This is a genomic window from Methanobacterium spitsbergense (assembly GCF_019931065.1).
Classification (GTDB): domain Archaea; phylum Methanobacteriota; class Methanobacteria; order Methanobacteriales; family Methanobacteriaceae; genus Methanobacterium_B; species Methanobacterium_B spitsbergense.
Genome location: NZ_JAIOUQ010000003.1, coordinates 565,971 through 588,268, shown reverse-complemented (window position 1 = coordinate 588,268; position 22,298 = coordinate 565,971). Strand labels below are relative to the sequence as shown.

Annotated in this window: 20 protein-coding genes; 2 read left to right on the top strand and 18 right to left on the bottom strand. The window is 32.7% G+C overall.

The genetic code is table 11. The features are described 5' to 3' along the window. Positions 1-62: 62 nt before the first annotated feature. The 11 genes from K8N75_RS04155 to K8N75_RS04105 form a co-directional block, all read right to left on the bottom strand. Positions 63-977, bottom strand: a complete 915-nt coding sequence (locus K8N75_RS04155; protein ID WP_223790853.1) for an NAD(P)/FAD-dependent oxidoreductase — start codon at positions 975-977, stop codon at positions 63-65. A gap of 89 nt (positions 978-1,066) precedes the next feature. Then, complete coding sequence (gene gatE / locus K8N75_RS04150) at positions 1,067-2,941, bottom strand: Glu-tRNA(Gln) amidotransferase subunit GatE (protein ID WP_223790852.1); 1,875 nt, start codon at positions 2,939-2,941, stop codon at positions 1,067-1,069. Positions 2,942-2,977: 36 nt separating this feature from the next. After that, positions 2,978-4,291, bottom strand: coding sequence for a Glu-tRNA(Gln) amidotransferase subunit GatD (gene gatD / locus K8N75_RS04145; protein WP_223790851.1), 1,314 nt, complete (start codon positions 4,289-4,291; stop codon positions 2,978-2,980). Positions 4,292-4,541: 250 nt separating this feature from the next. Beyond that, positions 4,542-5,315, bottom strand: coding sequence for an exodeoxyribonuclease III (locus K8N75_RS04140; protein WP_223790850.1), 774 nt, complete (start codon positions 5,313-5,315; stop codon positions 4,542-4,544). A gap of 96 nt (positions 5,316-5,411) precedes the next feature. Beyond that, entirely contained in the window at positions 5,412-6,272 is an 861-nt protein-coding gene (locus K8N75_RS04135; RefSeq protein ID WP_223790849.1) for a thiamine pyrophosphate-dependent enzyme, read from the bottom strand. A 3-nt stretch (positions 6,273-6,275) separates the two neighbouring features. After that, positions 6,276-7,997 carry a 2-oxoacid:acceptor oxidoreductase subunit alpha gene (locus K8N75_RS04130; RefSeq protein ID WP_223790848.1) on the bottom strand — a complete coding sequence of 574 codons (1,722 nt, stop codon included), beginning with the start codon at positions 7,995-7,997 and terminating at the stop codon, positions 6,276-6,278. Between the two features lie 294 nt (positions 7,998-8,291). Then, positions 8,292-9,746: a 2-oxoacid:acceptor oxidoreductase family protein gene (locus K8N75_RS04125; RefSeq protein ID WP_223790847.1), complete on the bottom strand. Its 1,455-nt coding sequence runs from the start codon at positions 9,744-9,746 to the stop codon at positions 8,292-8,294. After that, entirely contained in the window at positions 9,747-10,805 is a 1,059-nt protein-coding gene (locus K8N75_RS04120) for a 3-methyl-2-oxobutanoate dehydrogenase subunit VorB (protein WP_223790846.1), read from the bottom strand. Beyond that, positions 10,766-11,080 carry a 4Fe-4S dicluster domain-containing protein gene (locus K8N75_RS04115; protein ID WP_223790845.1) on the bottom strand — a complete coding sequence of 105 codons (315 nt, stop codon included), beginning with the start codon at positions 11,078-11,080 and terminating at the stop codon, positions 10,766-10,768. The genes K8N75_RS04120 and K8N75_RS04115 overlap by 40 nt, the downstream gene beginning before the upstream one ends. A gap of 145 nt (positions 11,081-11,225) precedes the next feature. Then, entirely contained in the window at positions 11,226-12,902 is a 1,677-nt protein-coding gene (locus tag K8N75_RS04110; protein ID WP_223790844.1) for an AMP-binding protein, read from the bottom strand. 79 nt (positions 12,903-12,981) lie between these two features. After that, positions 12,982-13,536: a helix-turn-helix domain-containing protein gene (locus tag K8N75_RS04105; protein WP_223790843.1), complete on the bottom strand. Its 555-nt coding sequence runs from the start codon at positions 13,534-13,536 to the stop codon at positions 12,982-12,984. 262 nt (positions 13,537-13,798) lie between these two features. Between K8N75_RS04105 and K8N75_RS04100 the strand changes: the two genes are divergently transcribed. Together K8N75_RS04100 and K8N75_RS04095 are read left to right on the top strand one after the other, a co-directional pair. Next, a complete protein-coding gene (locus tag K8N75_RS04100) occupies positions 13,799-14,287 on the top strand; it encodes an adenosine-specific kinase (RefSeq protein ID WP_223790842.1) in 489 nt (162 codons plus the stop codon). Positions 14,288-14,436: 149 nt separating this feature from the next. Next, positions 14,437-14,760, top strand: a complete 324-nt coding sequence (locus K8N75_RS04095) for a hypothetical protein (protein WP_223790841.1) — start codon at positions 14,437-14,439, stop codon at positions 14,758-14,760. Here K8N75_RS04095 and afpA read toward each other — a convergent pair. The 7 genes from afpA to K8N75_RS04060 form a co-directional block, all read right to left on the bottom strand. After that, positions 14,757-15,329, bottom strand: coding sequence for an archaeoflavoprotein AfpA (gene afpA / locus K8N75_RS04090; protein ID WP_223790840.1), 573 nt, complete (start codon positions 15,327-15,329; stop codon positions 14,757-14,759). The two genes, K8N75_RS04095 and afpA, sit on opposite strands and share 4 nt — an antisense overlap. Positions 15,330-15,701: 372 nt before the next feature. Continuing rightward, the gene (glmM, locus tag K8N75_RS04085; RefSeq protein ID WP_223790839.1) at positions 15,702-17,057 is read right to left on the bottom strand and encodes a phosphoglucosamine mutase; all 1,356 of its coding nucleotides are present in this window, start codon (positions 17,055-17,057) and stop codon (positions 15,702-15,704) included. Positions 17,058-17,261: 204 nt separating this feature from the next. Further along, a complete protein-coding gene (locus K8N75_RS04080; RefSeq protein WP_223790838.1) occupies positions 17,262-17,531 on the bottom strand; it encodes an exodeoxyribonuclease VII large subunit in 270 nt (89 codons plus the stop codon). A 382-nt stretch (positions 17,532-17,913) separates the two neighbouring features. Beyond that, the gene (locus tag K8N75_RS04075; protein ID WP_223790837.1) at positions 17,914-18,360 is read right to left on the bottom strand and encodes an ASCH domain-containing protein; all 447 of its coding nucleotides are present in this window, start codon (positions 18,358-18,360) and stop codon (positions 17,914-17,916) included. After that, on the bottom strand, positions 18,338-19,852 hold the full coding sequence (locus tag K8N75_RS04070) for a PIN domain-containing protein (RefSeq protein ID WP_223790836.1): 1,515 nt from the start codon (positions 19,850-19,852) through the stop codon (positions 18,338-18,340). Before K8N75_RS04070 ends, K8N75_RS04075 begins: the two co-directional genes overlap by 23 nt. Before the next feature lie 570 nt (positions 19,853-20,422). Continuing rightward, positions 20,423-20,959, bottom strand: coding sequence for a hypothetical protein (locus K8N75_RS04065; protein WP_223790835.1), 537 nt, complete (start codon positions 20,957-20,959; stop codon positions 20,423-20,425). A 127-nt stretch (positions 20,960-21,086) separates the two neighbouring features. Continuing rightward, positions 21,087-22,262: a pentapeptide repeat-containing protein gene (locus K8N75_RS04060; RefSeq protein ID WP_223790834.1), complete on the bottom strand. Its 1,176-nt coding sequence runs from the start codon at positions 22,260-22,262 to the stop codon at positions 21,087-21,089. Positions 22,263-22,298: the final 36 nt, after the last annotated feature.

Below are 22,298 nucleotides of genomic sequence, written 5' to 3'. Positions count from 1 at the left end.
TTCCCTCCAATGAAACTTATTGGAATTTATTTAAAAAAAGAATAATCTAAATCATAAAAATTCTATTCTACAATTTTAAGTTCTTCATATGCATTTACAGCAGCCACAGCCCCTTCACCACAAGCAACTACAAGTTGTTTCACTCCTCCAGTTATATCTCCTGCAGCGTAAACATTTGTAATATTTGTTTTTTGGTTTTTATCTGTTATGATATAACCCATTTCATCTACATTTACACCCATATTAGATGCAATGTCACTGTTTGGTTTTTCACCTACAGCTAAGAATAGACCTGAAACCTCCAGCTCTTCATCAACATCTGTTTCTCTATTATGGACTATCACACTTTTTAGGAATATATCTCCCTTTATCTCCTTTACAACAGAGTTCCAAATAATAGGTATTCCAACTTCATGTAGTTTATCCTGTAAATATTTCTGAGCTCTCAACTCGTCTCTTCTATGGACAATTTTAACATTTACACCTATATCTTTAAGATGGAGAGCATGTGTAACAGCAGAGTTACCTCCACCAATAACTAAAACATCTCTACCCTTAAAAAGCATTCCATCACATATTGAACAATATGATATTCCTTTCCCTATATATTTATCCTCACCAGGAACACCCAATTTCCTGTAGGTTGTGCCAGAGCAGATTATTAATGATTTAGTTCTATAATTATCTTTATCAGTTTTTAATGTTATTGTGTCGGTTTTTTTCTGTATTTCAACTATTTCTTCGTATTCCCGGATATAAATATATTTTTCTGCTTGGTTTCCAATATTTTTAAGCAACTCCAATCCCGGTATTGATTTATACCCTGGAAAATTTGCAATAACAGGGGCCATGTTAGCATTTCCACCTTTAACACCTTTATCGATAATCATTGCTTTCAAACCTTCTCTTCCTGCGTATATGCCTGCTGTTAGACCTGCAGGTCCTGCCCCCACAATAATAATATCATGTTCTTCCATAAAACCACCCGAAATTCCATTATTAAATATTATTTAAGGGATTTTAAGTGCGTATACACTTAATAATTTTTTTATTAAAAACATCACAACTACTTTATATTCTGTATCTTATCCCTCAAAAGTTTATTCACAAGTTTTCCATCTGCCTTACCCTGGAGTTTCTGCATGGATTTACCCATTAAAGCTCCAATTGCACCCATTCCACGTTCTTCAACAATTTTGCTATTTTCAAACAGTATCTCATCTATTATTTTTTCCACTTCTTTTTCAGAGAGCATAATAATGTTAAGACTTCTAGCTATCTGCTCTGGTGAACCTTCTTCGTTACATAATCCCACAATAACTTCTGAAACTGCTTCTTTAACGATTTTTCCATCTTCAACCAATGCAAAAGTATCCTTCAACATCTTATTATCTAATCTTGAAACATCATTTCCATCTCTTCTAAGCTCTTTAAGTGTGTAAGCAAGTGTTGATCCTACCGTGGTTGGGTCTAATTTTGAGGTGGACATTATATCTTCGAAATTTTCCACCTTATCTAATCGAACTAATTGTGAAGCTATATCCTCACTTAATTTGTACTGATCAATAATTCTTTGTTTCTTTTCATTTGGAAGTTCGGGTAAATTTGATTTAATATCATTTATCTGCTCTTTAGATATTACAGTAGTAGGTATGTCTGTTTCAACATACATACGGCTAGCTGTGGGTAATGGTCTGAGATATTCACTGTTAGCATCTTCTAAAGCCTTCCTTGTTTCTTCAGGGACTTCTTTAATAGATGTTTTTGCTCTTCTTTGTACTTCCATAATAGCATTTCTTGCCTTTTCATCCTCATCTGCAACAATGATAAATGCATCATATTCCGATAGTTTGAGATGGTCTGCAATTCTTTCAATATCTACATCTGTTATACCATATGCTGGAAGTTCATCAATATGAAATATTCCTGATACTCCCATCTTTTTAGCATAACCTGCTAGTTCAGTTCCAAAACGCCTTCCAGGTTGAACTTCTTTTCCTATTAAACCTTTAAATCCACCTAATTTTATTGCTAGAACATTTCCTCCATTGGACAATGCTTTAGATATTATTTTAGATTCAGTTTTTTTAAATATTTTATTTAAATTATGTATTTCATTATCAACAGTAGCTTCTCTACTTTGAAGTTCCTTCATTATTTTTATGAGGTTTAATTGTCTTTTAACTTCATTTTCTACCATTTTGGGCATTAAATCAAGGTCTTGTACCCCTTTTATTTCCACACGTGCTCCTTCTGCAATGGAAATATTCAGGTCTTGACGTATTGTTCCTAGTCCCCGTTTCACCTTTGTACTTCGAAGAACTTGACCCAATTGATATGCAACTTCTTTAACTTGTTCAGGATGTTTAATAGATGGATCTGTAGTTACTTCCAACAAAGGAATTCCCAGCCTATCGAGTCTGAATACTACTTTCCCTCTCTTCTGACTAATTCTTCTAGCTGCGTCTTCTTCAAGGCAGAGATTTTCTATTTTGACAATTCCATATTCTGTTTCAAGATATCCATCTGTTGCGACAAGTCCAGTTCGCTGAAATCCGCCTGTATTACTCCCATCTATAACCTGTTTTCTCATGGTGTGGAATTCATCAATAATATTCATATGAAGAATGGAAGCTATTATCATTGCTATTTCTAAGGCTTCCATATTCAGTGGGTGTGGTGGTTCATCATCAGATTCTACTAGACATGTTTCATAATCGTATGATTCATATATAAATTTTAATTTCCGCCTAGATTCTTCAAAAGCCGCCCTATCTATTTTCCCAAGCTCACTTTGGGTTGGTCTCAAATACCTTAAAAGTTTGTAATCAGGCTTTTTATCAGTTAATTCACATTTACACGGACAAAATAACTTTTTTTCTGTGTTAAGCTGTTGGTGTATTTCAAGACCCATTTTTAAACCTAATTTTTTGTAGTCCATAAAGATCCCCCTATAACTAAAATATAATACTGATCATCAGTTCAAAAAGTATTTTTCTGATGATTTTTCCCCTATCTCCCCTGCTATATTGGTTTGCATGATTTTTTTGACTTCTTCAATATTTTCGGTTTGACCCAGAGCCCAAACTAATTTAACATATGTTGTCTCAGGAATCATGTCAAAAACAGAAATCACACCAGCAGAAACAATTTTTCTACCCGTACTATACACATTCATATTAACCAGACCATATAAACATTGTGAAGTCATAACAACTGGAATATCAGAATCTTTTGCCCTTTCAAGCGATGGCAGTAAATTTTCAGGACAATGTCCCAATCCTGTACCCTCAAGAACAATTCCCTTGTACCCCTTGTCAATGTGATAATCAATTATGTCTGCCTCAATTCCAGGATAGCTCTTAATTAAAGCAACTTTCTCTTCGAGATCATCATGAAGCTGTACATTTTCGTTGCTTCTCTTTTTATAATTTGAATTTTTATCAACTAGTTTTAATTTACCTTTTTCAATTTTAGCAATTGGAAGGGTGTTTATACTTCTGAAGGTGTCTCTGCGAGTTGTATGCATTTTTCTGACCTTTGTTCCACGGTGAAGTAAACAATATGAATCATCTTCTTCTGCATGCATACAAAGTGTTACTTCGGCTATATCAGATTTTGCAGCTACCACCGAACTTATCAAGTTCATAAATGCATCTGAAGAGGGTCTGTCGGAACTTCTCTGAGCACCTGTCACAACAACAGGTACAGGTGTATCTAACATGAAGTTCAGAGCTGCAGATGTGTAGTGCATTGTATCTGTACCATGTGCTACAACAATCCCATCGGCTCCGTTATTAATTTCATCAGCTACTGATCTTGCAGTTTTTGCCCAATACTCGGGTTTCATATTTTCACTCAGAATATTGAGAATTGCTTCACCATTTATATTAGCGTGGACAAGTAATTCTGGATTTGCCCTAATAAGATCATCTGCTGTAAAAGCAGGATGAACTGCACCTGTTTTATAATCAACAACAGATGCGACAGTTCCTCCCGTGGATACTATTGATATATCTGGTTTATCTACATCTTTCCCCATATCTAAAGGTGGAAGTTCTAAATTGGGCTTATCTCCTTTTGTTACTAATTCTGCCAATGCTCCCACAACATCTATCCCTATGTTGTAACCGCTATCTAGTTTTAAAACTATGTGTTTATCATCAGGATCTTCCGCTCTATCAAGTAGAATTCCCTGGTAAGAAACATTGTTTTTTGTAATTTTAATAATATCCCCTATGGATATGCCTGATAATTCCAAAAATTTCTGTGAAGATCCTTTATAACCCATATAACATCCCTCTAAGTATTGATTAAATTCCTGTTTAAGTTTTTTATAATGAAGTCTAAATGATTATACAAAAAACGCTGCATAATAATTAGGTGTTTTATCTTAGTAAAACATCTCATAAAACTTTTAAGTTTTGATGTTTAACTTTTTTAATATATATAATATAATCTAAAATCAATGCGAAACTTAAATATTAAATAAAATAATAAAATTTAAACTCCTTAAATACTTTAATTCAGGAATTTTAGTTCTATATCGTAATATCAAGACCGATTGGGCAATGATCTGATCCCATTACATCGTATAAAATGTATGAAGACTCAACATTATCCATAAATTCCTTGTTTACAAAGAAATAGTCCAGTCTCCAGCCGACATTTCTATCCCTTGCCCTGGTACGGTAACTCCACCACGTATATTGTTCGGGTTTCTTGTTAAATTCTCTGAAAGTGTCCACATAGCCATGACTAAAAAATTTATCCATCCAAGCCCTTTCCTCAGGAAGAAATCCTGAAATTTTTGAGTTTTCTTTTGGATGGGCCAGATCTATTTCTTTATGTGCAGTGTTAACATCTCCACATACAACTATATTCCTTCCCTCATCCTTCAGCTCATCTACATATCCTAGGAATACATCGTAGAATTCCATCTTGTATTGTAACCTCTCATGTGACATCTTACCGTTAGGGAAATAGATGTTGAACAGTATAAAATCCCCATAATCTGTGATAATTGTTCTTCCCTCAAGATCGAATCTGTTAATTCCAAAACCATATTGTACTTTTTCAGGTTTGATAGATGAATATGTTGCAGTTCCACTGTATCCCTTCTTTTCTGCTTCGGAATTATAAAGATGATAATTATCAATAACCCTTAAATCTTTAGGAAATTGTTTTCTAGTTGCTTTTGTTTCTTGAAGGCAAAGAATGTCTGGTTTTTCGTTAATAAACCATTCCAAAAACCCTTTTTTATGAACTGCCCTAATACCATTGACATTCCAAGATCGAATCCTAATTTTATCCATACTTTACCTCTAATTCTTTTTAATAATTAATTACACCCTATTTTAACATTTTGTTAATAACCATATCTTAAGGAAATTCTATTTAAAAATTTTTATTCATTTTTTTGTGTCAATTAATTTCTTCAATTTACCAATGTCAAGATCCCTCTGGTACATGGGTGATTTGTCTGTTTTATAGGCAACTATGTTCTCTTCAAATGTTTTATTATCGGAATTCATATAGAATATGCCTAAAGGATATTTTTCTGTTTCAATTGACTTTTTGAATGCTTCCTCTCTATCAAAGTGGTCGTGGGATTCATCTAAATAATAGGTATTATTTTTAAACCATTGAAATGTGTTAACCTTGTTGAAAGTCACACATGGTTGGAATATATCAATTAAAGCATATCCCTTATGTTTTATTGCCTTTTTAAGAATTTCTTTAGTTTGTTTTATATCTCCACTAAATGCCCGAGCAACAAATGATGCATTTAGGGCTATTGCTATTGCCAGTGGATTAAAGGGTTCTAATGTTACGCCTTCAATCTGCAAAGGAGTGTTAAAATCTCTTTGACTTGTTGGGGATGCTTGTCCTTTTGTTAAACCATAAACCATGTTGTTGTGAACAATGTTTGTTATGTCAGGATTACGTCTAATATTATGGATAAAGTGGTTACCTCCTTCACCATATGTGCAACCATCACCACTCACATTAACTACAATAAGTTCTGGATTAACAGCTTTTATTGCTGTGGATACAGGTAAAGATCTTCCATGAAGCCCATTAAAAACATTTGCTTTAAGATAATGAGGTAATTTACCGGCCTGCCCAATTCCAGATACAAAAACCAGCTCTTCTGGGCTGATTTCCATTTCTGCAAGTGTTTCCTTTATTGTCTTGAGAATTGCAAAATCTCCACATCCCGGACACCAGGCAATGTCTGCTCCGTCTATATCAAATATATTAGGATCCATTTTTTATCCTCCTATAAAATCTTTGAGACTCGTTTCAACTTCTTCCACTGAAAATGGCATACCATTATACTTCAAAACATTTTTTTCTATTTCAAATCCAATTTTAAGTTTGATTAAATCTGCAAATTGTCCCTGAGCATTATTTTCAAATATTATGGTTTTTTCTGCATTGTTAAGGAGGTTTTTTATTGATGGATCTAATGGGTAGATTTGTTTAAAATATAAAAAGCTAATATCTTCATTTTCAAGATTATCCAAAGCTTCTTTTATTGAGCCGTAGGTTGATCCCCATCCTATTACCAAAATTTTATAATTTGAACCCCCTAACAAATCTGGAGGTATTATCTCCTTCTGTATTTCATTTAATTTTCTTAGTCTCTTGTCAATCATCTCAGTCCTGAGATCAAGATCCTCTGTAAGATGTCCCTCCTCATCGTGCTCATCAGAATCTACAACAACCAATCCTTCGCCATATCCGGGAATTCCTCTTGGAGATATTCCACTGGCTGTTATTTCGTATCGTTTATAATCTGATTTGGTTTTTATTATGTGATTTTCAATTTCAAGACCCTCTAGATCGAATATTGGTTGGTTGTAGAATATATCTGCAAAATATTGGTCTGAAAGTATGAATACTGGTATCTGGTAATGATCAGCAAGGTTAAATGCTTTTTGAGAAAGGAAAAACGCATCTTCAAGATTACCCGGTGCAAATATTATTCTTGGAAATTCTCCAGGACCTGAATATAGTGCAAGGTTCAGATCTTCCTGTGATGTCCTTGTTGGTAGACCAACTGCCGGTCCTGGTCTTTGAGCCAAATATATTACCACTGGTATTTCAATCATTCCCGAAAGACCTACTGCTTCCTCCATAAGTGCAAATCCACTTCCTGAAGTAGCAACCATTGATCTAGCACCTGCATAGAATCCGCCTATTGCCATGTTAATTGCAGCAATCTCATCTTCTGCCTGCTCAAAGATCATGTCAAATTCCTCTGAATTGACAGCCATAAATACTTGGAGAGGTGTGGATGGAGTCATAGGATAGGAAGACATAAATTTACAGCCACCCGCTATACATCCCAATCCCACTGCTTCTGTTCCATCTAGAAGTAGTTCTTCTAAAACTTGGGGATCCCTTTCAATCTGTAAGTTAATTCTTCCAGAATCAACTATTTTCTTGCCAATTTCATATCCATTCACACTTGCATCTGTATCTTTTTTAACAATCTCCTGACCTTTACGTGCAAAAATATCTTCGATACAATTTTCAAATATTGATTTAGGTATGTTTAGAACGCAAGCTATTATCCCTGCAGCTATTACATTTGAAAAAATTGATCCACCCATTTTTTTAGCTATTTCCATTAAAGGCACTTTAAGTAAGTTGTAATTTTCTGTAGAAAGGGATTCTAATGTTTTTTCATCCCCAATTATGAGTGTATCAGATTTTATACGGTTTTCTAGATGTGGAACCGCTCCCTTACTTAACGATAGCAAAATATCAATTCTATCAACATAGGAAATTACTCTCTTTGATGATACTCTGATCTCTGTGGAATTTTCGCCACCCCTAACACGTGACATGTATTCTTTGGTTGAAAAAACATTGTATCCACTCTTTTTAATTGCTTTTACAAGTATATTTTCTACAGTTTGAATACCTTGACCCGCTTCTCCGCAAAGAACAATACTAACGTCCTTTCTTGATGAATCTATTGACATTACAAACCTCCCTAAAAATATAATAAAAAACTAATTCTTATATATATTTTATAGTTTGTTTTACTTAAACTTTGTTTTAAAAGGAATTTAAAGAGTTATAAGGGACAAATATTCATTTTTAAATCAGTTATATTAATTTTATGAATATGGTACAAATTAAGGATATACTTTGAAACAAATTTAACATCAAACAAAAGTTTCAAGCCTTTTTGACTTTAAAAATAATAAATAAAAATAAATAAGCATCAGATTCAGTACAATAAAAAAAAATAGAATGAAAAAATATTCTAATCCCTATTTATCAATTTCTAAATTTTTATGAGCCCATTTTGAACCTGATTCCAATATATCCAGATTAACAGGAATTAGTTTAGGTTTTTTTGCAAAAGCCTGTTTTACAGCATCCTTGAAAACTTCCTCAGAAAGTTCCTTTGAAATCGCCATTAAAACACCCAGCATCGCAGTATTAGCAGCCTTTCCAACTCCTTTTTCCTTAGCTATTTTCATTGCAGGAACTCCAATAACCCTGATATTTTCTTGAGTAATGAATTCTCCAATTTTCGAATCATAGAGTATGGTACCACCATTTTTAACCCTTGGTGCAAATTCTTCTAGAGAAGGTTTATTAAGTGCTACCAGTATATCAGGATTGTGCACTGCTGGAGAACCAATTATTTCCCCAGATATTATTACTGTGCAGTTTGATGTTCCTCCTCGCTGTTCTGGACCATATGAAGGATACCATGAAACATAACGGCGTGCTTTGCACGCAGCTCGGGCAATTATGAGGCCCATACTTAAAACACCCTGTCCTCCAAATCCTGATATTTTGATAACCTTTGTTTCAAAGTCAGGATCATCTAATGGTTCCATTGAACTTCCACTATCAACTTCAAATATATTATCTAGTAATTCCTTTGAAAAATCACTTTCACCTCTACATAAAGGTTCAACCTCGGATGTTCTATCCCTGAAATTAACTAATGGAAATTCGACCTCCATTTTTTCATTCAAAAATTTTTCTGCACCCTCTGCATCTTGTCTTAGATTGGTTGGGCAAGGTGATAAAAGTTCAACAAATGCATAACCCTTGCCATCTCTCTGAATTTCAAGTGCTTTTTTAACAGCCTTTTTAGCTTTTCTTATGTGTGAAGGATCTGAAAGTGAAACCCTTTCAATGAAAACAGGTGCTTTGAGGTTGTTTAAAAGTTCACTCATGTGCAGTGGGTATCCTGTGAATCTAGGGTCTCTTCCTTCTTGACAGGTTACTGTGACTTCACCAACAAGTGTTGTAGGTGCCATTTGACCGCCAGTCATTCCATACACTGTATTATTTATAAAGAAAACAGCCATTTTTTCTCCACGATTGGCAGCTTGAATAGTTTCATTTAATCCTATTGAAGCAAGATCCCCGTCTCCTTGATACAGTATCACAATTGCATTGTCTTCTGCTCGTGATATTCCTGTTCCAACTGCAGGTGCCCTTCCATGTGCAACTTGTACATGGCCACAATCAAAGTAGTAATAGGCAAAAACAGCACATCCCACAGGACTAGTCATTACCATTCTATCCTGAATATTTAACTCGTCAACTGCCTCTCCAATAAGTTTGTGAAGAATTCCATGTCCGCATCCCGGACAATAATGAGTTGCTGTAGGTGCACTTCCACCTTTACGGGGAAATTCATCGAGAATAGATTTTGGTTTTCTTAAAATCTTTTCTGTGGGATCTTCAATCTTGTTTGACATTTATTTACCTCCAGCAATTTCTATTACCTTTTTGGTTATATTTTCTACATCCACAAGATTTCCGCCCATTCTATTGATTAATTCTACTGGTCTACTGCAACCTATTGCCAAGATTATGTCTTCCATCATCTGCCCGTTGCTCATTTCAATAGATATGAATTTGCATTCCCTTTCTTCTGCTATCTTTTTTAGAGCCTTTTCAGGAAATGGAAAGAGTGTTTTTGGTCTGAATAATCCAACTTTTATCCCATGTTTCCTTGCCTGTTCAACAGCTGATCTAGCTATTCTACTGCTTATCCCATATGCAACCAGAATTATTTCAGCATCTTCCATTGCAAATTCTTCAAATTCAACTTCATTTTCCTTTATAATTCCATATTTATTCTGTAAATTGAAGTTAAAATCTTCAAGCTGGTCAAAATCTAGGAATATAGATGTAACTAAATTATTTTTTGTTTCTTTATTCCCGCAAACAGCCCATGATGTGTCTATAGAGGGTTTCAACGCATTTTCAGGGAATTGTAAAGGCTCAACCATTTGACCCAATACTCCATCTGCCAGTACAACTACGGGGTTTCTGTATTTATCTGCAAGTTCAAATGCTTTAATTGTAAAATCACACATTTCTTGAACAGAGTTAGGTGCTAAAACTATGTTTCTATAGTTACCATGTCCACCACCCTTCACAAGCTGTGTATAATCTGCTTGTTCCGGCCCAATATTACCCAAACCTGGTCCTGCCCGCATTATATCTACAAGAACACATGGTAATTCGGCTCCTGCTAGAAAAGACATTCCTTCCTGTTTAAGGCTTATACCCGGACCTGATGATGCTGTCATAACCCTGTGACCTGCTGCCGATGCACCATAAACCATGTTTATAGCTGCTTCTTCTGATTCGGCTTGAACAAATTTTCTTCCAGTCATAGGAAAATATTTGGATGCTTCATGGAGGACTTCTGTGGCTGGGGTAATTGGATATCCAAAGTAACAATCGCATCCTGCATACATGGCCCCTATTACAACGGCTGTGTTTCCTTTAATGAGCTGTGTTGCCATTCATTTTCCTCCTCATTTTTTTTCTTCTTTTTATCTTTAGATCTCTTAGGTATATGTACTTCAATTGCTAAAGGTTCTGGACAGGTGTAATAACAGTCTCCACAACCTGTACATCCTTCACCAGTGTATTCAACATAATGATATCCTCTTTCATTCAGGGAACTACTTATCTTTAGTACTCCCTTTCTACATGCTAAAATACATCTCTCACATTCTTTACACTCTAAAGTGTTTATTACAGGATATGGTTCCTTTTTATCCTTTTTTTCAGACATAATATCAATCTTTCTTGATTTTGTATATATAATGAATTTATAAATTATATTTATAAAATTTTTAAATGCTCAATCACTTTAGTAATAAAATTTAATACTCATTTAACCTATTACCTGGTGTTATTGTCACATCCAATTAATAGTGTTAATTTTGTTCCTCTTTGTCCTTTTCCCTTATGTCTATACGTCTAATTTTTCCACTTATAGTTTTAGGAAGCTCATCAACGAATTCAATTACTCTAGGATATTTATAAGGAGCCGTAACACTTTTTACATGATTTTGAATTTCTTTCTTAAGCTCTTCAGAAGGTTCATAACCTTTGGCCAATACAATGGTAGCTTTAACAACTTGGCCCCTTACAGGATGTGGAACACCTGTTATTGCACATTCAAGTACTGAAGGATGAGATATAACTGCACTTTCAACCTCAAAGGGACCTATACGGTAACCAGAACTTTTAATGATATCATCATTCCTTCCAACAAACCATAAATATCCGTCCTCATCTTTCCAAGCTGTGTCTCCTGTATGATAATATCCATCGTGCCATGCTTGGTCAGTTTTGACTTTATCCTTATAATATCCTCCAAAGAGCCCAGGGGGTTTTTTATCAATTGTTTTAACAACTAGTTCGCCCTCTTCACCAATATCACATATCTTACCATGTTTGTCCATTAACAGCATATCGTATCCAGGGGAAGGTTTTCCCATTGAACCTGGTCTAGGATCCATCCATGGGAAATTGGCTATACTCACCACTGTTTCTGTTTGCCCAAATCCCTCCATTAATCTTAAACCTGTAAATTCATAGAATTTATTATAAACTTCGGGATTTAATGGTTCACCCGCAGTTACTGCGTATTTTAAGGTTGAAAAATCATAGTTTGAAAGGTCTTCCTTGATTAGAAACCTGTAAATAGTCGGAGGAGCACAAAATGTGGTCACACCATGTTTTGATGCTTTTTCAAGCATTTGAGCAGCGTCGAAACGGTCATAATCATAAACAAATACTGCACTTCCTGCTATCCACTGTCCATATATTTTTCCCCATAAACATTTGGCCCAGCCAGTGTCTGCAACTGTGTAATGAAGCCCATTATCAACAACATTCTGCCAGTACTTAGCGGTTATTATATGCCCTAGCGGATAGGTGAAATCGTGGAGTATCATTTTTGGAAGCCCTGTTGTTCCTGATGAGAAATAAACAACTGATGCATCTTCATTTGATGTTGAATTTTTTCCTGTGGGACGTTTAAATTCTTCTGAAGTATTTTCAAGTTCTTCCCTGAAATTTATCCATCCTGGTCTCTCTTTCCCACCAACAACTGATTTTATCAATTTTCTATCGCCAATAGCCTTTTCTGCCTTGTCAACACATTCAGGAACTTGGTCCTCAGCTATACAAACCATCATCTTTATATCTGCACTTTTAATTCTGTAAACAATATCCTTCGACTTGAGCATATGCGTTGCAGGGATAGGTATTGCACCTATCTTATTAAGTGCCAGCAGACAAAACCAAAATTCATATCTGCTCTTTAATGTAAGCATAACTGTATCGCCCTTGACAATACCATAGTTTTTAAAAAGATTTGCAGCCTTATCACTGTAGGTTTTCATTTCCTTGAATGTAAAAATTTTTTCTGAATTGTCATCACACCAGACCATTGCAATCTTTTCAGGATCCTTCTCAGCATACTCATCAACTACGTCGTATGCGAAGTTAAATTTTTCAGGAACTTCTATCTTAAAGTTCTTTTCAAAATCTTGATATGAATCGAATTCCATTTTTGGAACGAATTTATTTAGTAACGATGACATTGTAATACCCCTTAACACTCTTTCCCAAACTTACAGTTTATTTTTAATTTTCCATTTGATTATAATATATCTGGTTGTTTTAAAGAATTATAGCTAAAAATTTAGCTTTTTTATCATTTAGTGCTTCCATTGCATGTTCATAAGATGAATCGAAGAATATTGAATCGCCATCTTCAAGAACAATTTCATTATCGTGTATGTAAATTTTCAAGGTTCCTTCAATAACGTAGTTGAATTCTTGGCCGGGGTGTGAGTTGGTTAAAGGTTTTCCTAATTGGGTCCTAGGTTTAACAGCTACTATGAATGGTTCGGCTTTCTTATGTATGAATTTTTCAGCGAGGTTCTCGTATTTGTACTCTTTTCTTCTTTCAGCTCTCACACCTTTACCTTTCCTAGTAACTGCGAATATATGCATTCTAGTTTCTTCTCCAGTGAGCAGTAGCCCCATATCCACATTCAATTTCTGTGCTATTTCGTAAAGTACACTTGCAGATATATCATTTTTTCCTTCTTCGTAACCCATATAAGTTTTAACAGGAACATTCAATTGGTTTGCCATTTCATCTATACCAATATCAGAAAGTTCCCTTAACTCTGAAACACGTTGAGCAATCTCTTTCATTTTCTCTTTCATGTTGAAACCTCTTATAAATTAAAAACATAGACACTTTTTAGTTTGATTTTATTAAAAGCTAGAAATTTTCAAACTCTAAAATATTTATAATGATTGTTAATGACAATTTATTTAAAATTCTGATATATATAATGATCGCTCCCGAATTTAAAGTAATTTTTGAAAATGATTTCAGCCAATCTAATTAAAATTATTGAAGGTTAGATAAATTGAATAATTATAAAGAATATAAAATTCATTATAACAAAAATGGAGGTTTTTTATGGACATGCAAATAAAAGTAGTTAAATTAGAAGCTCCAGAAGATTGTAATATAATATTGGGACAAAGCCATTTCATAAAAACAATTGAAGATTTGTATGAAGCCATATTTAATACAGTACCTGGTGCAAAATTTGGAATAGCATTTAGTGAAGCATCTGGAGACTGCCTTGTAAGAATTGAAGGTAATAATGACGAATTATCAGAACTTGCTGGAGAAAAGATGCTAGAAATTGGATGTGGACATTCTTTTTTGATATTTCTAAAAAATGCATTTCCCATAAATGTGTCACAACGAATAAAAAGTGTTCCAGAAGTTGTAAACCTATTTTGTGCTACTGCAAATCCAGTTGAGATACTTATCGCAGAAACAGAACAAGGAAGAGGAATAATTGGAGTTATTGATGGTTTTAAACCGGTCGGAATTGAAACTGAAGAGGATATAATATTCAGGAAAAAATTCTTAAGAGAAATAGGCTACAAGTTCTAATAAAACCCTTTTGATTATTTTATTATCCTTTTTAATGTAAATATTGATATAAACATTTCAAATAAAAAAAAGTTTATACTGCCCAGTCCAATATATAACTATTGATTTGTTTTAAAAAACTTCTATTAACTAGGTATAGGTGATTAGAGATGGAAAAATCCAATATAGTATTCATAAAAAATAGAGCAAATACAAAAAAAAGTGAAGAAAAACTAGAAGTAGATGATCAACATGTTACAATACAGTCACGGACTGGAGGCAGTGTTGTAGTAAATTTTAAAGGATCTGAATCCGAAATAATGGATATTGGTAATTTTTTCAAAGGAATTGACGAAGTTGAACCGTTAGCATTAAATATCGCAGGTGCAGGAGATGTTGACCACTACTTCAGAGGAATTTCTGACATGACTGCTAACGATGATGGACTGTTCAATCTAAGTGTGACTTTGCAGTTTTTATCATCAACTGTTTAATTGCCAGAATGCTTCTCAAATATAGAAGGTATTTCATCGGGATGTTCAAAAACGAAGGTGTTGGGCATTTTAGATAGTTTTTCAACGTGTTCAGCATCTTCATGAGTAATTTTTAATTCTAGATCTTTTCCATTAGGTAGCTGTGTAATTACACTTCCCTCTCTAAAGTCTGTTGGCATAATATAGATAGGTGTAGATGTTTTCTGACCCATTATAGCCGCATTTGTAAGTAATGTGTCAGCTATCCTTAGTGATATCTTTGCTACTGTGTTAGAGGTTGCTGGTGCTACCAAGAGAAATTCATAACTCCCAAGTTGAATTTGTCCGGCTAAAAAAGGTGCATTTGCATTTATTTCAGTCCAAGTTTTATCAAAAATTGTTTCCAATGTATTTGAAAGATTATAATATTTTAAAACTTGATCACCGGCTTTGGAAATGAAAACTCTAATATCATAGATTTTTCTGTACTTCTTTTTCATTTTTTCCATAATCTCTACAGTTTCCATAATCTTTTCGCCACTTCCAGTTATGCCCCATGCAACTTTCCTTCTTTTTCCCTTGACTATCATAGTTATAATTTTGTTGTTTGAAGGTAAAATTTTTTTCTGAACTTAGATAACCAACTTGTAAAGTATAAGAAAAAGTGATTGTATACATAAATTATTAAAAGTAAAATATCCTAAATAAATATCCAAATCAGTATAGGGGTGTTAAAATAGAAGAACAAAATAATTATAAATGTGAATGTGAAAATGGAGGAAAAATAGAGACTTGCTATTTCTGTCTTCAAAAATTCGATATAAACAAAGACGATGCAAGTCATTATAAATATGAAAAATATCCCATGTGTGCCTACTGTTCAGAATTTTACGGGTTTTACAAAGATTGAATTTTATGAAAGTTATCTATTAAATAGTTACAAAAAAATGGGTATTTTTAAATTATTGTTTCATATTTTCTTTAACGAGTGAGATTCCCCATTCAGCCATCTTTTTTGCATCGCTCTCGTTTTCAGCTTCTGCAAAACATCGGAATATTGGTTCAGTCCCTGAAGGTCTTATAATAACCCATCCCTCATCTGTCAATATCTTTACTCCATCTGTAGTATCTACCTTATACTCAGATGTTGCATCTGCAATTTTTTCCATGACTTCAACTTTAAGATTATCAGGACATTCAATCTTGAGCTTAGCTGAACTGTAACTTGGAAGTTCTCTTATTAACTCTGAAAGGGGTTTGTCTTCTTTTGCCATTATTTCAACTATTTTTGCTGTTGATAATGCTGCATCTCTACCATAAACAAAATCAGGGAATATTAAACCACCATTTTCTTCCCCTCCAAATAAACCATTCATATCCTTTAATTCTCTTGCAACAAGAAGATCACCAACTCTTGTAGCAATAACCTCGCCCCCGTACTCTTTTGCAATATCATAAATTGCTGCAGATGTTGCAACAGTTGTTACAATTATTCCTCCGCCATTTTCTTTAAGCATATCCTTTTCAACTAATGCAAATGTTTTGTCACCAAAAACAAAATCTCCATTCTCATCTATACATATTGTACGATCTGCATCCCCATCATGAGCAATTCCCAAGTCAGCCTTTGTTGATTTCACAACTTTTCTGAGTTCTTCCAAGTTTTCAGCTGTAGGTTCAGGATTTCTTCCAGGGAAAAACCCATCAGGTTGACAATTCATAGTAGTTACTTCACAACCAAGCTTTCTTAGGAGATAAGGTGTCGTGAAACATGCTGCTCCACTTCCACAATCAACAATAACCTTCAATTTGGCGTTTTTTATTAAATCCTGATTAACACGGTTAAAAACGTTATTAACGTATTCATCTATAATACCCGGGTTAGCAAATACTTCTCCAATATCATTCCAAGAAACCCTTTCAGGATTTTCATTAAAGAACATATCTTCAATACTTTTCTCCATATCCTCAGGGATTCCAATTCCATCAGAATCAACAAACTTCAACCCGTTGTATTTTGGAGGATTATGAGATGCTGTTATCATTACTCCCCCATCATAATAATTTCTGACTGCAAACTGAACAGTAGGAGTTGGCAATATTCCTAGATCAACAACATCACAACCGGAAGATAATAATCCTGCAATAACAGAATGTTTTATCATTTCTGTAGATGTTCTCGGATCTCCGCCAACAGCAACTGTACCCTTTACAAGTGAACCATATGCTGCTGCAAGTTTTGATGCAAATTCTGGTGTTAATTCCTGATTTGCAATTCTTCTAACCCCAAATGTTCCAAATAATCGTTTTATCGTCATGAAAATAACTCCAAATTTTATAATTTCTATTTGTTAAAGGTATGAAACATAATATATTAAAATTTATAGATAATTTTATTGTTTTGATTCAATTCATTCAACAAGTTAAATACCGGATATGAATTTTAGATTCTAACTTAATATGATATAAAAATATTTTGAAATTTCTCACTTATCTTATCAATTTAAGATGATACATTCAACTTATGCAATGATTTCAATTGACTTTTCATCCTTTAATATTAGTTCCATTCTACCATTATATTCTGTAACTGTACCTAAAAGTTTTATTCTTCTTTTATTAAGTTGAAAAATATTTAGATTATTATTTTCAATATCCTTAGCATTTCTTTTAAAAATAACTACGTTAATTTTTCCAGTATTATCTGATACTTCCAAAAAATATGTTTGACTTTTAGGAGATTCTTTGATATTATCCACTACTCCTTCAATCGTAATTTCTTCGTCAAGCATTCCAGGATTAATTTCATTAATATTTGGATGTTTAGGTGTTATCTGTCCTGCAAAGACTATTCATGTTAGCGATACTTATTTTTTAATTTTGACATAACTAATTTGATTTTAGTAATAAAATAATCTTTCAAACAAACCCCATTATCCTGAATTATTGAAAGACTTTAGTTATGGAGAACTTGTCTTTTTTATGAATCATGAAACTATTTATCATCTTATAGATGATTATAACACATTATTTGATGAATATAACAAGGCTATTAAGATTATTAAGACAAGAGATGAGAAATATTAAAACTTGAAACTGGTTATCAAAAAATTAACTGGACATTTTGAATTATATGAATCTTAGCATATCAAAAAAAATTAATATATGTTTGATTTATTTACTATTGCTGTAACAATCTAAACTCTCTTGTACTTCTTTTGAGTTACAATTACCTTCAATAACGTCTTCTTCAATATAATAAAAGGATTGAGGAGGGACAAAATTCGGGATTAACTCTTTAGGTTCAATGGGATCATCAAAAAGTATGAATTCTTTAATTTCTATTGCAAATCCCTTATTTCTACCACTGAAATAATCAAAGAATTCATCTTCATTTATACCAGCATAGTCATTAAAATTTTCCCATAATTTTTCTGGATGATCTTCTATGATTTTTCCAATACTAAACTTGCCTATTAGTTTTTTTACAGGATTAGTTGAGTAAACATATGCTTTAGATGTATTATTTCTTTTGAATATCGACTTTCTAAACTCATATTTTTTATTTTCGCTTTTTATTTCGTCAACATATTTGGGTTTAATCGAAAGTAAAACGGCCATTAATATCACCCAACTCTTTTATAGTAATATATTTATCTGTTACATTAATTATAGATTGTGGAGCTGCTTTTAAAACATTTGCCTTTTTTAATTCTTCAAGTTTAATAGATTTTGGTAAATGGAACACCATTATAAATAAAATTACAAATGTCCTCTTCTTAGATATTTCTTCTATTTCTTTATTTGTGTAAACAGTTCGTTTGCCGACGATTTTAATAATATCTTCCTTATTTTTGTCTATAAAAACTTTTTCAACTACACCAATTGTAGTTAACTCTTTTACATCATGAGATCTGTAGAAAAATAGTAAATCTCCCGGATTCATATTTATTCTTACGGAATTACAAATATATGCCTTTTTTATAGTGTTGCCTTCTATAATAAACTCGTTAGAAAATTCAGGAATTGTTGTTTGCCTTCCTTTATAATCTACATACAGTCTATGGTGAAATTCAGGACGTATTGGAACAATGAATTTATTAACTTCAGTTCCATCATAAAAATGAGGGTAAAAAGTTTTTGCCACTTTAACAGGACCATCTGAATCAAATAAATGCTTTAAATCTTCTTTACTGGGGTTTAATTCTTTGAGATAAACATCATCTTCATATCGCCTATTTTTACCAACATATGAAAATCCATAGTCCGTTATGAGTTCTACTAAATGATCATCTGGTTTGGAAAAGTGAGTCAAATAAATTTCTGTCGCGTTATTTTTTAGTGCAAATTCAATGCTAAGTTTTAAAAACAATTCTCCTATTTTAAAACCTGTTTTTTTAGCTTTAAAAGTTGATATCTTAACTCGCTTCTTTTTATCCAAAGTTTTATCTTTTAATTCTATGATATCGTCTTCTTGTTTATAGATTAAAACTGCTCCAATACTTTCGTCTGAATTAAAATGTACCCAACAATCTCTGCCTTCTTTCGAAATATCTATAAACCATTCATCAAAACCATCATACTCATCTCTAAGAGAATCAAAGATTTCATCATTAACATCTAAATTATAAACTTTTTTAGCAGCAATTGCAGGAGGATAAGGTGGTTGAAACTCTTTAAACATCTCTTCGAAGGTGGTTAAAGCCTCATCTAATGTGAATACTCTATCTTCGATTCCTAATTTTGATGCTTTTTTATGAATACCCCTATCTTCTGTAATAAAAAAATCCACAGCATTTTTGTAAACAGAATAAAGAATAATGTTATCGTTTATGTCATGACTATTCTTTGGCTTTCCTACTACAGTTAAATATTCATTATCTCCTATAGGATTAGGTGGAGATTCCAATAATGGATATGTTTCTATTTTGGATAATGAAACCTTTTTTCTATCCTTATCTTTATCTTTTTTTATTTCAGCTTTTGAAATTGGGTGTATTAATATTGTCACAGATTCTTTGTTTAATATACGCAACAAATTTTGTAAATTCTCTGAAACAACACTGTTATCTTCCCTTAAAATAAAAATGTTTGTGTCTGTTAAAACTCGCATCCATTTCCCCCAACATGTATAAGAATGGTGTTTAATGTATTAAAATAGTATCTGTTTTGAATCTACGAATTGACGCTATATGTTTCTAAACTTGGAGATCTATTTAAAATGAAATGGAACAAATTAAAAATTTAATTAGAATGCGATGTCCAGGAAATTATATAAAAATTGAACAACTCAAAACAAAGGTAAGTGAATATCAAAAACATTAATTAAATCAACTTCACCCATGAGTAAATGATACATACAATATCTAACTATATCAATTAATACATGACCGTATGATTAAATGTGTTGATTTATAAGTAACTACATTTATTGCAAGTTTAGTCTATATCAATACTATCATATTGGGCTCTAAAATTAATAAAAAACACTTTAATCTATCACTATCTCAAAACTCAATTATTTACCTCTCAATCAATGAAATAAAAGTATATTTATGATATGATAACATCTAAGAACAGATTATCAAGAAAAAATTAGTATAATTCAAATCTTTGGAAAAAATACTGTAATATTACCGGAAAAGACGTAGAAACTGTTATTAAAATAATCTATAAGACATCATCATATAGTAAAAAATAAGAATTTCACAACACTATATACTAAAAGGATAATTAAACTTAAGTTGATTATTATTCTATCAGTCTTCTTTACTAATAGCCTTTCCATAAATGGAGACACAATCACAAAAAACATTATTATCACATTATAAACCCAACTATTAATTAAATAGTAAAATCCAGTTAATCTTAAAGAATCTGCCCCTAATGAAGATATTAAAATCAAAATTATAGTTATTGATACAAGAAATATATTTAATAGGATTAAAGTAGTAGATATACTCTCTATAATCTCATATTTCTTATCCTTTCCTAATGTTCTGTCTATGACTTGTAATAAAAGTGTATAAAACGTAATTGTAAGTCCTGCTACTACTAACAATTCTGCTGATGTTAATGTTGTACTAATAACATTTGGTAACTTATGCGCTACCACCCACTTCCAATTTACCTCATATATCAGTAACAACACAATAAACAATATACCGTATGTCCAAAGCTTATGCAAATCAAATATTTTCAAAAATTCTTTTATTGACATGCTAATATCACAACTCTTTTCTGGTTCTGTAATTTATTATAGACTCTTTAGGAGTATAAAATTACATAAATTGTTTAATAATTCATTAATCAGTATACAAATCTGTAATGGGACATATTAGTATTTTTTATCGCAAATATTTCCTTGCAAAAGTTACAATAAAAGCTCCCCACATAAAAGCTCCAAAAATAGCTTCCCCTGTCGCTAAAATCTGAAATAGTGAATTAATTGGTTTATAACCACTATACCCTGGTGTTAAAGCAGTTACAACGCTGAAATATAGATTAGACCAAATTGTATTTGCATCTTGTATTCCATTTCCAAGCCAGTAAATAAAAGCAAGTGGGATTACAATTAGTACCCACGTAATTACAAGTCTATAAGGATAAACACCATAGCCAAAACAGTATTGTATTATCAACTCAAGATATCTCTTATAATACGGTTTTTGGAGTCTTTTACCCACCATTTCTCTATAATAATATTCTTCAGCCTCTGATTTATCGCCTAACTCCTCATATACTTGTTTTGCTTTTCTACACGCTTTTTCTTGGGAATTTGGGTTTTTAAATATTGTATCTTTAAAATTTAGTTCTTTGGATATGTTTAAACCTTCAAAAAAAACAAGTCCATTTATTGTAGCACCATTAAAGTAAGCCTCTCTATTTATTGTAGCATCATAGAATGAAAGATTTCCATTAATTGTTGTATTATCACAGCAAATACTCATCTTTATTGTAGCATCATGGAAAAAAAGATGTTTTCCAATTGTTCCATCACTGAAAGACACATCCCCATCAACAAATGCATTATTAAAAGAACAATTTCCATCTATTACAGCATGTCTCAAGTGACAGTCTTTATTTATTGTCACATCCATAAAAAAGGCGTATCCTTTAACTTTTGCACCATCAAAAAAAACATATTCGTCAATTGTAGCACCCTCGAAGTTTACTGTTCCATCTATTATGGAAAAATCAAAGTTAGCATACCCCTTTATTGTAGTACCACGAAACGAAGCATATCTATTTATTGTGGCGCCCCTAAAAGTTAAATCTCCTTCAATATTCATGCCATCAAAATTTAATTCAGGTAATTTGGCACCCCAAAAATTAAAATCATCGTTTTCAACTTTTTCTTTTATTTTTTTATTCTTTTCCTCTAATAAAACATGATAATCATGGGAATTCTCATCTTCTGGAAATCTTGTATGGAGTATACAATAATCTGAACCATGAAGAGATTCTTCATTGCATTTAAACTTATAAAATTTATCTGAATATTCATATCTGCAAGCTTTCATTATCTCATCTCGACAAAAATCTAACCTAGAATATAA

Bases quoted from the DNA above. Each gene is read 5' to 3' on its own strand.
- K8N75_RS04120 (WP_223790846.1), bottom strand. From the start codon at position 10,805: ATGGCAACACAGCTCATTAAAGGAAACACAGCCGTTGTAATAGGGGCC.
- K8N75_RS04105 (WP_223790843.1), bottom strand. From the start codon at position 13,536: ATGAAAGAGAAAATGAAAGAGATTGCTCAACGTGTTTCAGAGTTAAGG.
- K8N75_RS04155 (WP_223790853.1), bottom strand. From the start codon at position 977: ATGGAAGAACATGATATTATTATTGTGGGGGCAGGACCTGCAGGTCTA.
- K8N75_RS04115 (WP_223790845.1), bottom strand. From the start codon at position 11,080: ATGTCTGAAAAAAAGGATAAAAAGGAACCATATCCTGTAATAAACACT.
- gatE (WP_223790852.1), bottom strand. From the start codon at position 2,941: ATGGACTACAAAAAATTAGGTTTAAAAATGGGTCTTGAAATACACCAA.
- K8N75_RS04060 (WP_223790834.1), bottom strand. From the start codon at position 22,262: ATGAAAGCTTGCAGATATGAATATTCAGATAAATTTTATAAGTTTAAA.
- K8N75_RS04130 (WP_223790848.1), bottom strand. From the start codon at position 7,997: ATGTCAATAGATTCATCAAGAAAGGACGTTAGTATTGTTCTTTGCGGA.
- K8N75_RS04095 (WP_223790841.1), top strand. From the start codon at position 14,437: ATGGAAAAATCCAATATAGTATTCATAAAAAATAGAGCAAATACAAAA.
- K8N75_RS04140 (WP_223790850.1), bottom strand. From the start codon at position 5,315: ATGGATAAAATTAGGATTCGATCTTGGAATGTCAATGGTATTAGGGCA.
- K8N75_RS04070 (WP_223790836.1), bottom strand. From the start codon at position 19,852: ATGCGAGTTTTAACAGACACAAACATTTTTATTTTAAGGGAAGATAAC.
- afpA (WP_223790840.1), bottom strand. From the start codon at position 15,329: ATGATAGTCAAGGGAAAAAGAAGGAAAGTTGCATGGGGCATAACTGGA.
- K8N75_RS04080 (WP_223790838.1), bottom strand. From the start codon at position 17,531: ATGCTTGACGAAGAAATTACGATTGAAGGAGTAGTGGATAATATCAAA.
- K8N75_RS04110 (WP_223790844.1), bottom strand. From the start codon at position 12,902: ATGTCATCGTTACTAAATAAATTCGTTCCAAAAATGGAATTCGATTCA.
- K8N75_RS04065 (WP_223790835.1), bottom strand. From the start codon at position 20,959: ATGTCAATAAAAGAATTTTTGAAAATATTTGATTTGCATAAGCTTTGG.
- K8N75_RS04125 (WP_223790847.1), bottom strand. From the start codon at position 9,746: ATGTCAAACAAGATTGAAGATCCCACAGAAAAGATTTTAAGAAAACCA.
- K8N75_RS04100 (WP_223790842.1), top strand. From the start codon at position 13,799: ATGGACATGCAAATAAAAGTAGTTAAATTAGAAGCTCCAGAAGATTGT.
- gatD (WP_223790851.1), bottom strand. From the start codon at position 4,291: ATGGGTTATAAAGGATCTTCACAGAAATTTTTGGAATTATCAGGCATA.
- glmM (WP_223790839.1), bottom strand. From the start codon at position 17,057: ATGACGATAAAACGATTATTTGGAACATTTGGGGTTAGAAGAATTGCA.
- K8N75_RS04135 (WP_223790849.1), bottom strand. From the start codon at position 6,272: ATGGATCCTAATATATTTGATATAGACGGAGCAGACATTGCCTGGTGT.
- K8N75_RS04075 (WP_223790837.1), bottom strand. From the start codon at position 18,360: ATGGCCGTTTTACTTTCGATTAAACCCAAATATGTTGACGAAATAAAA.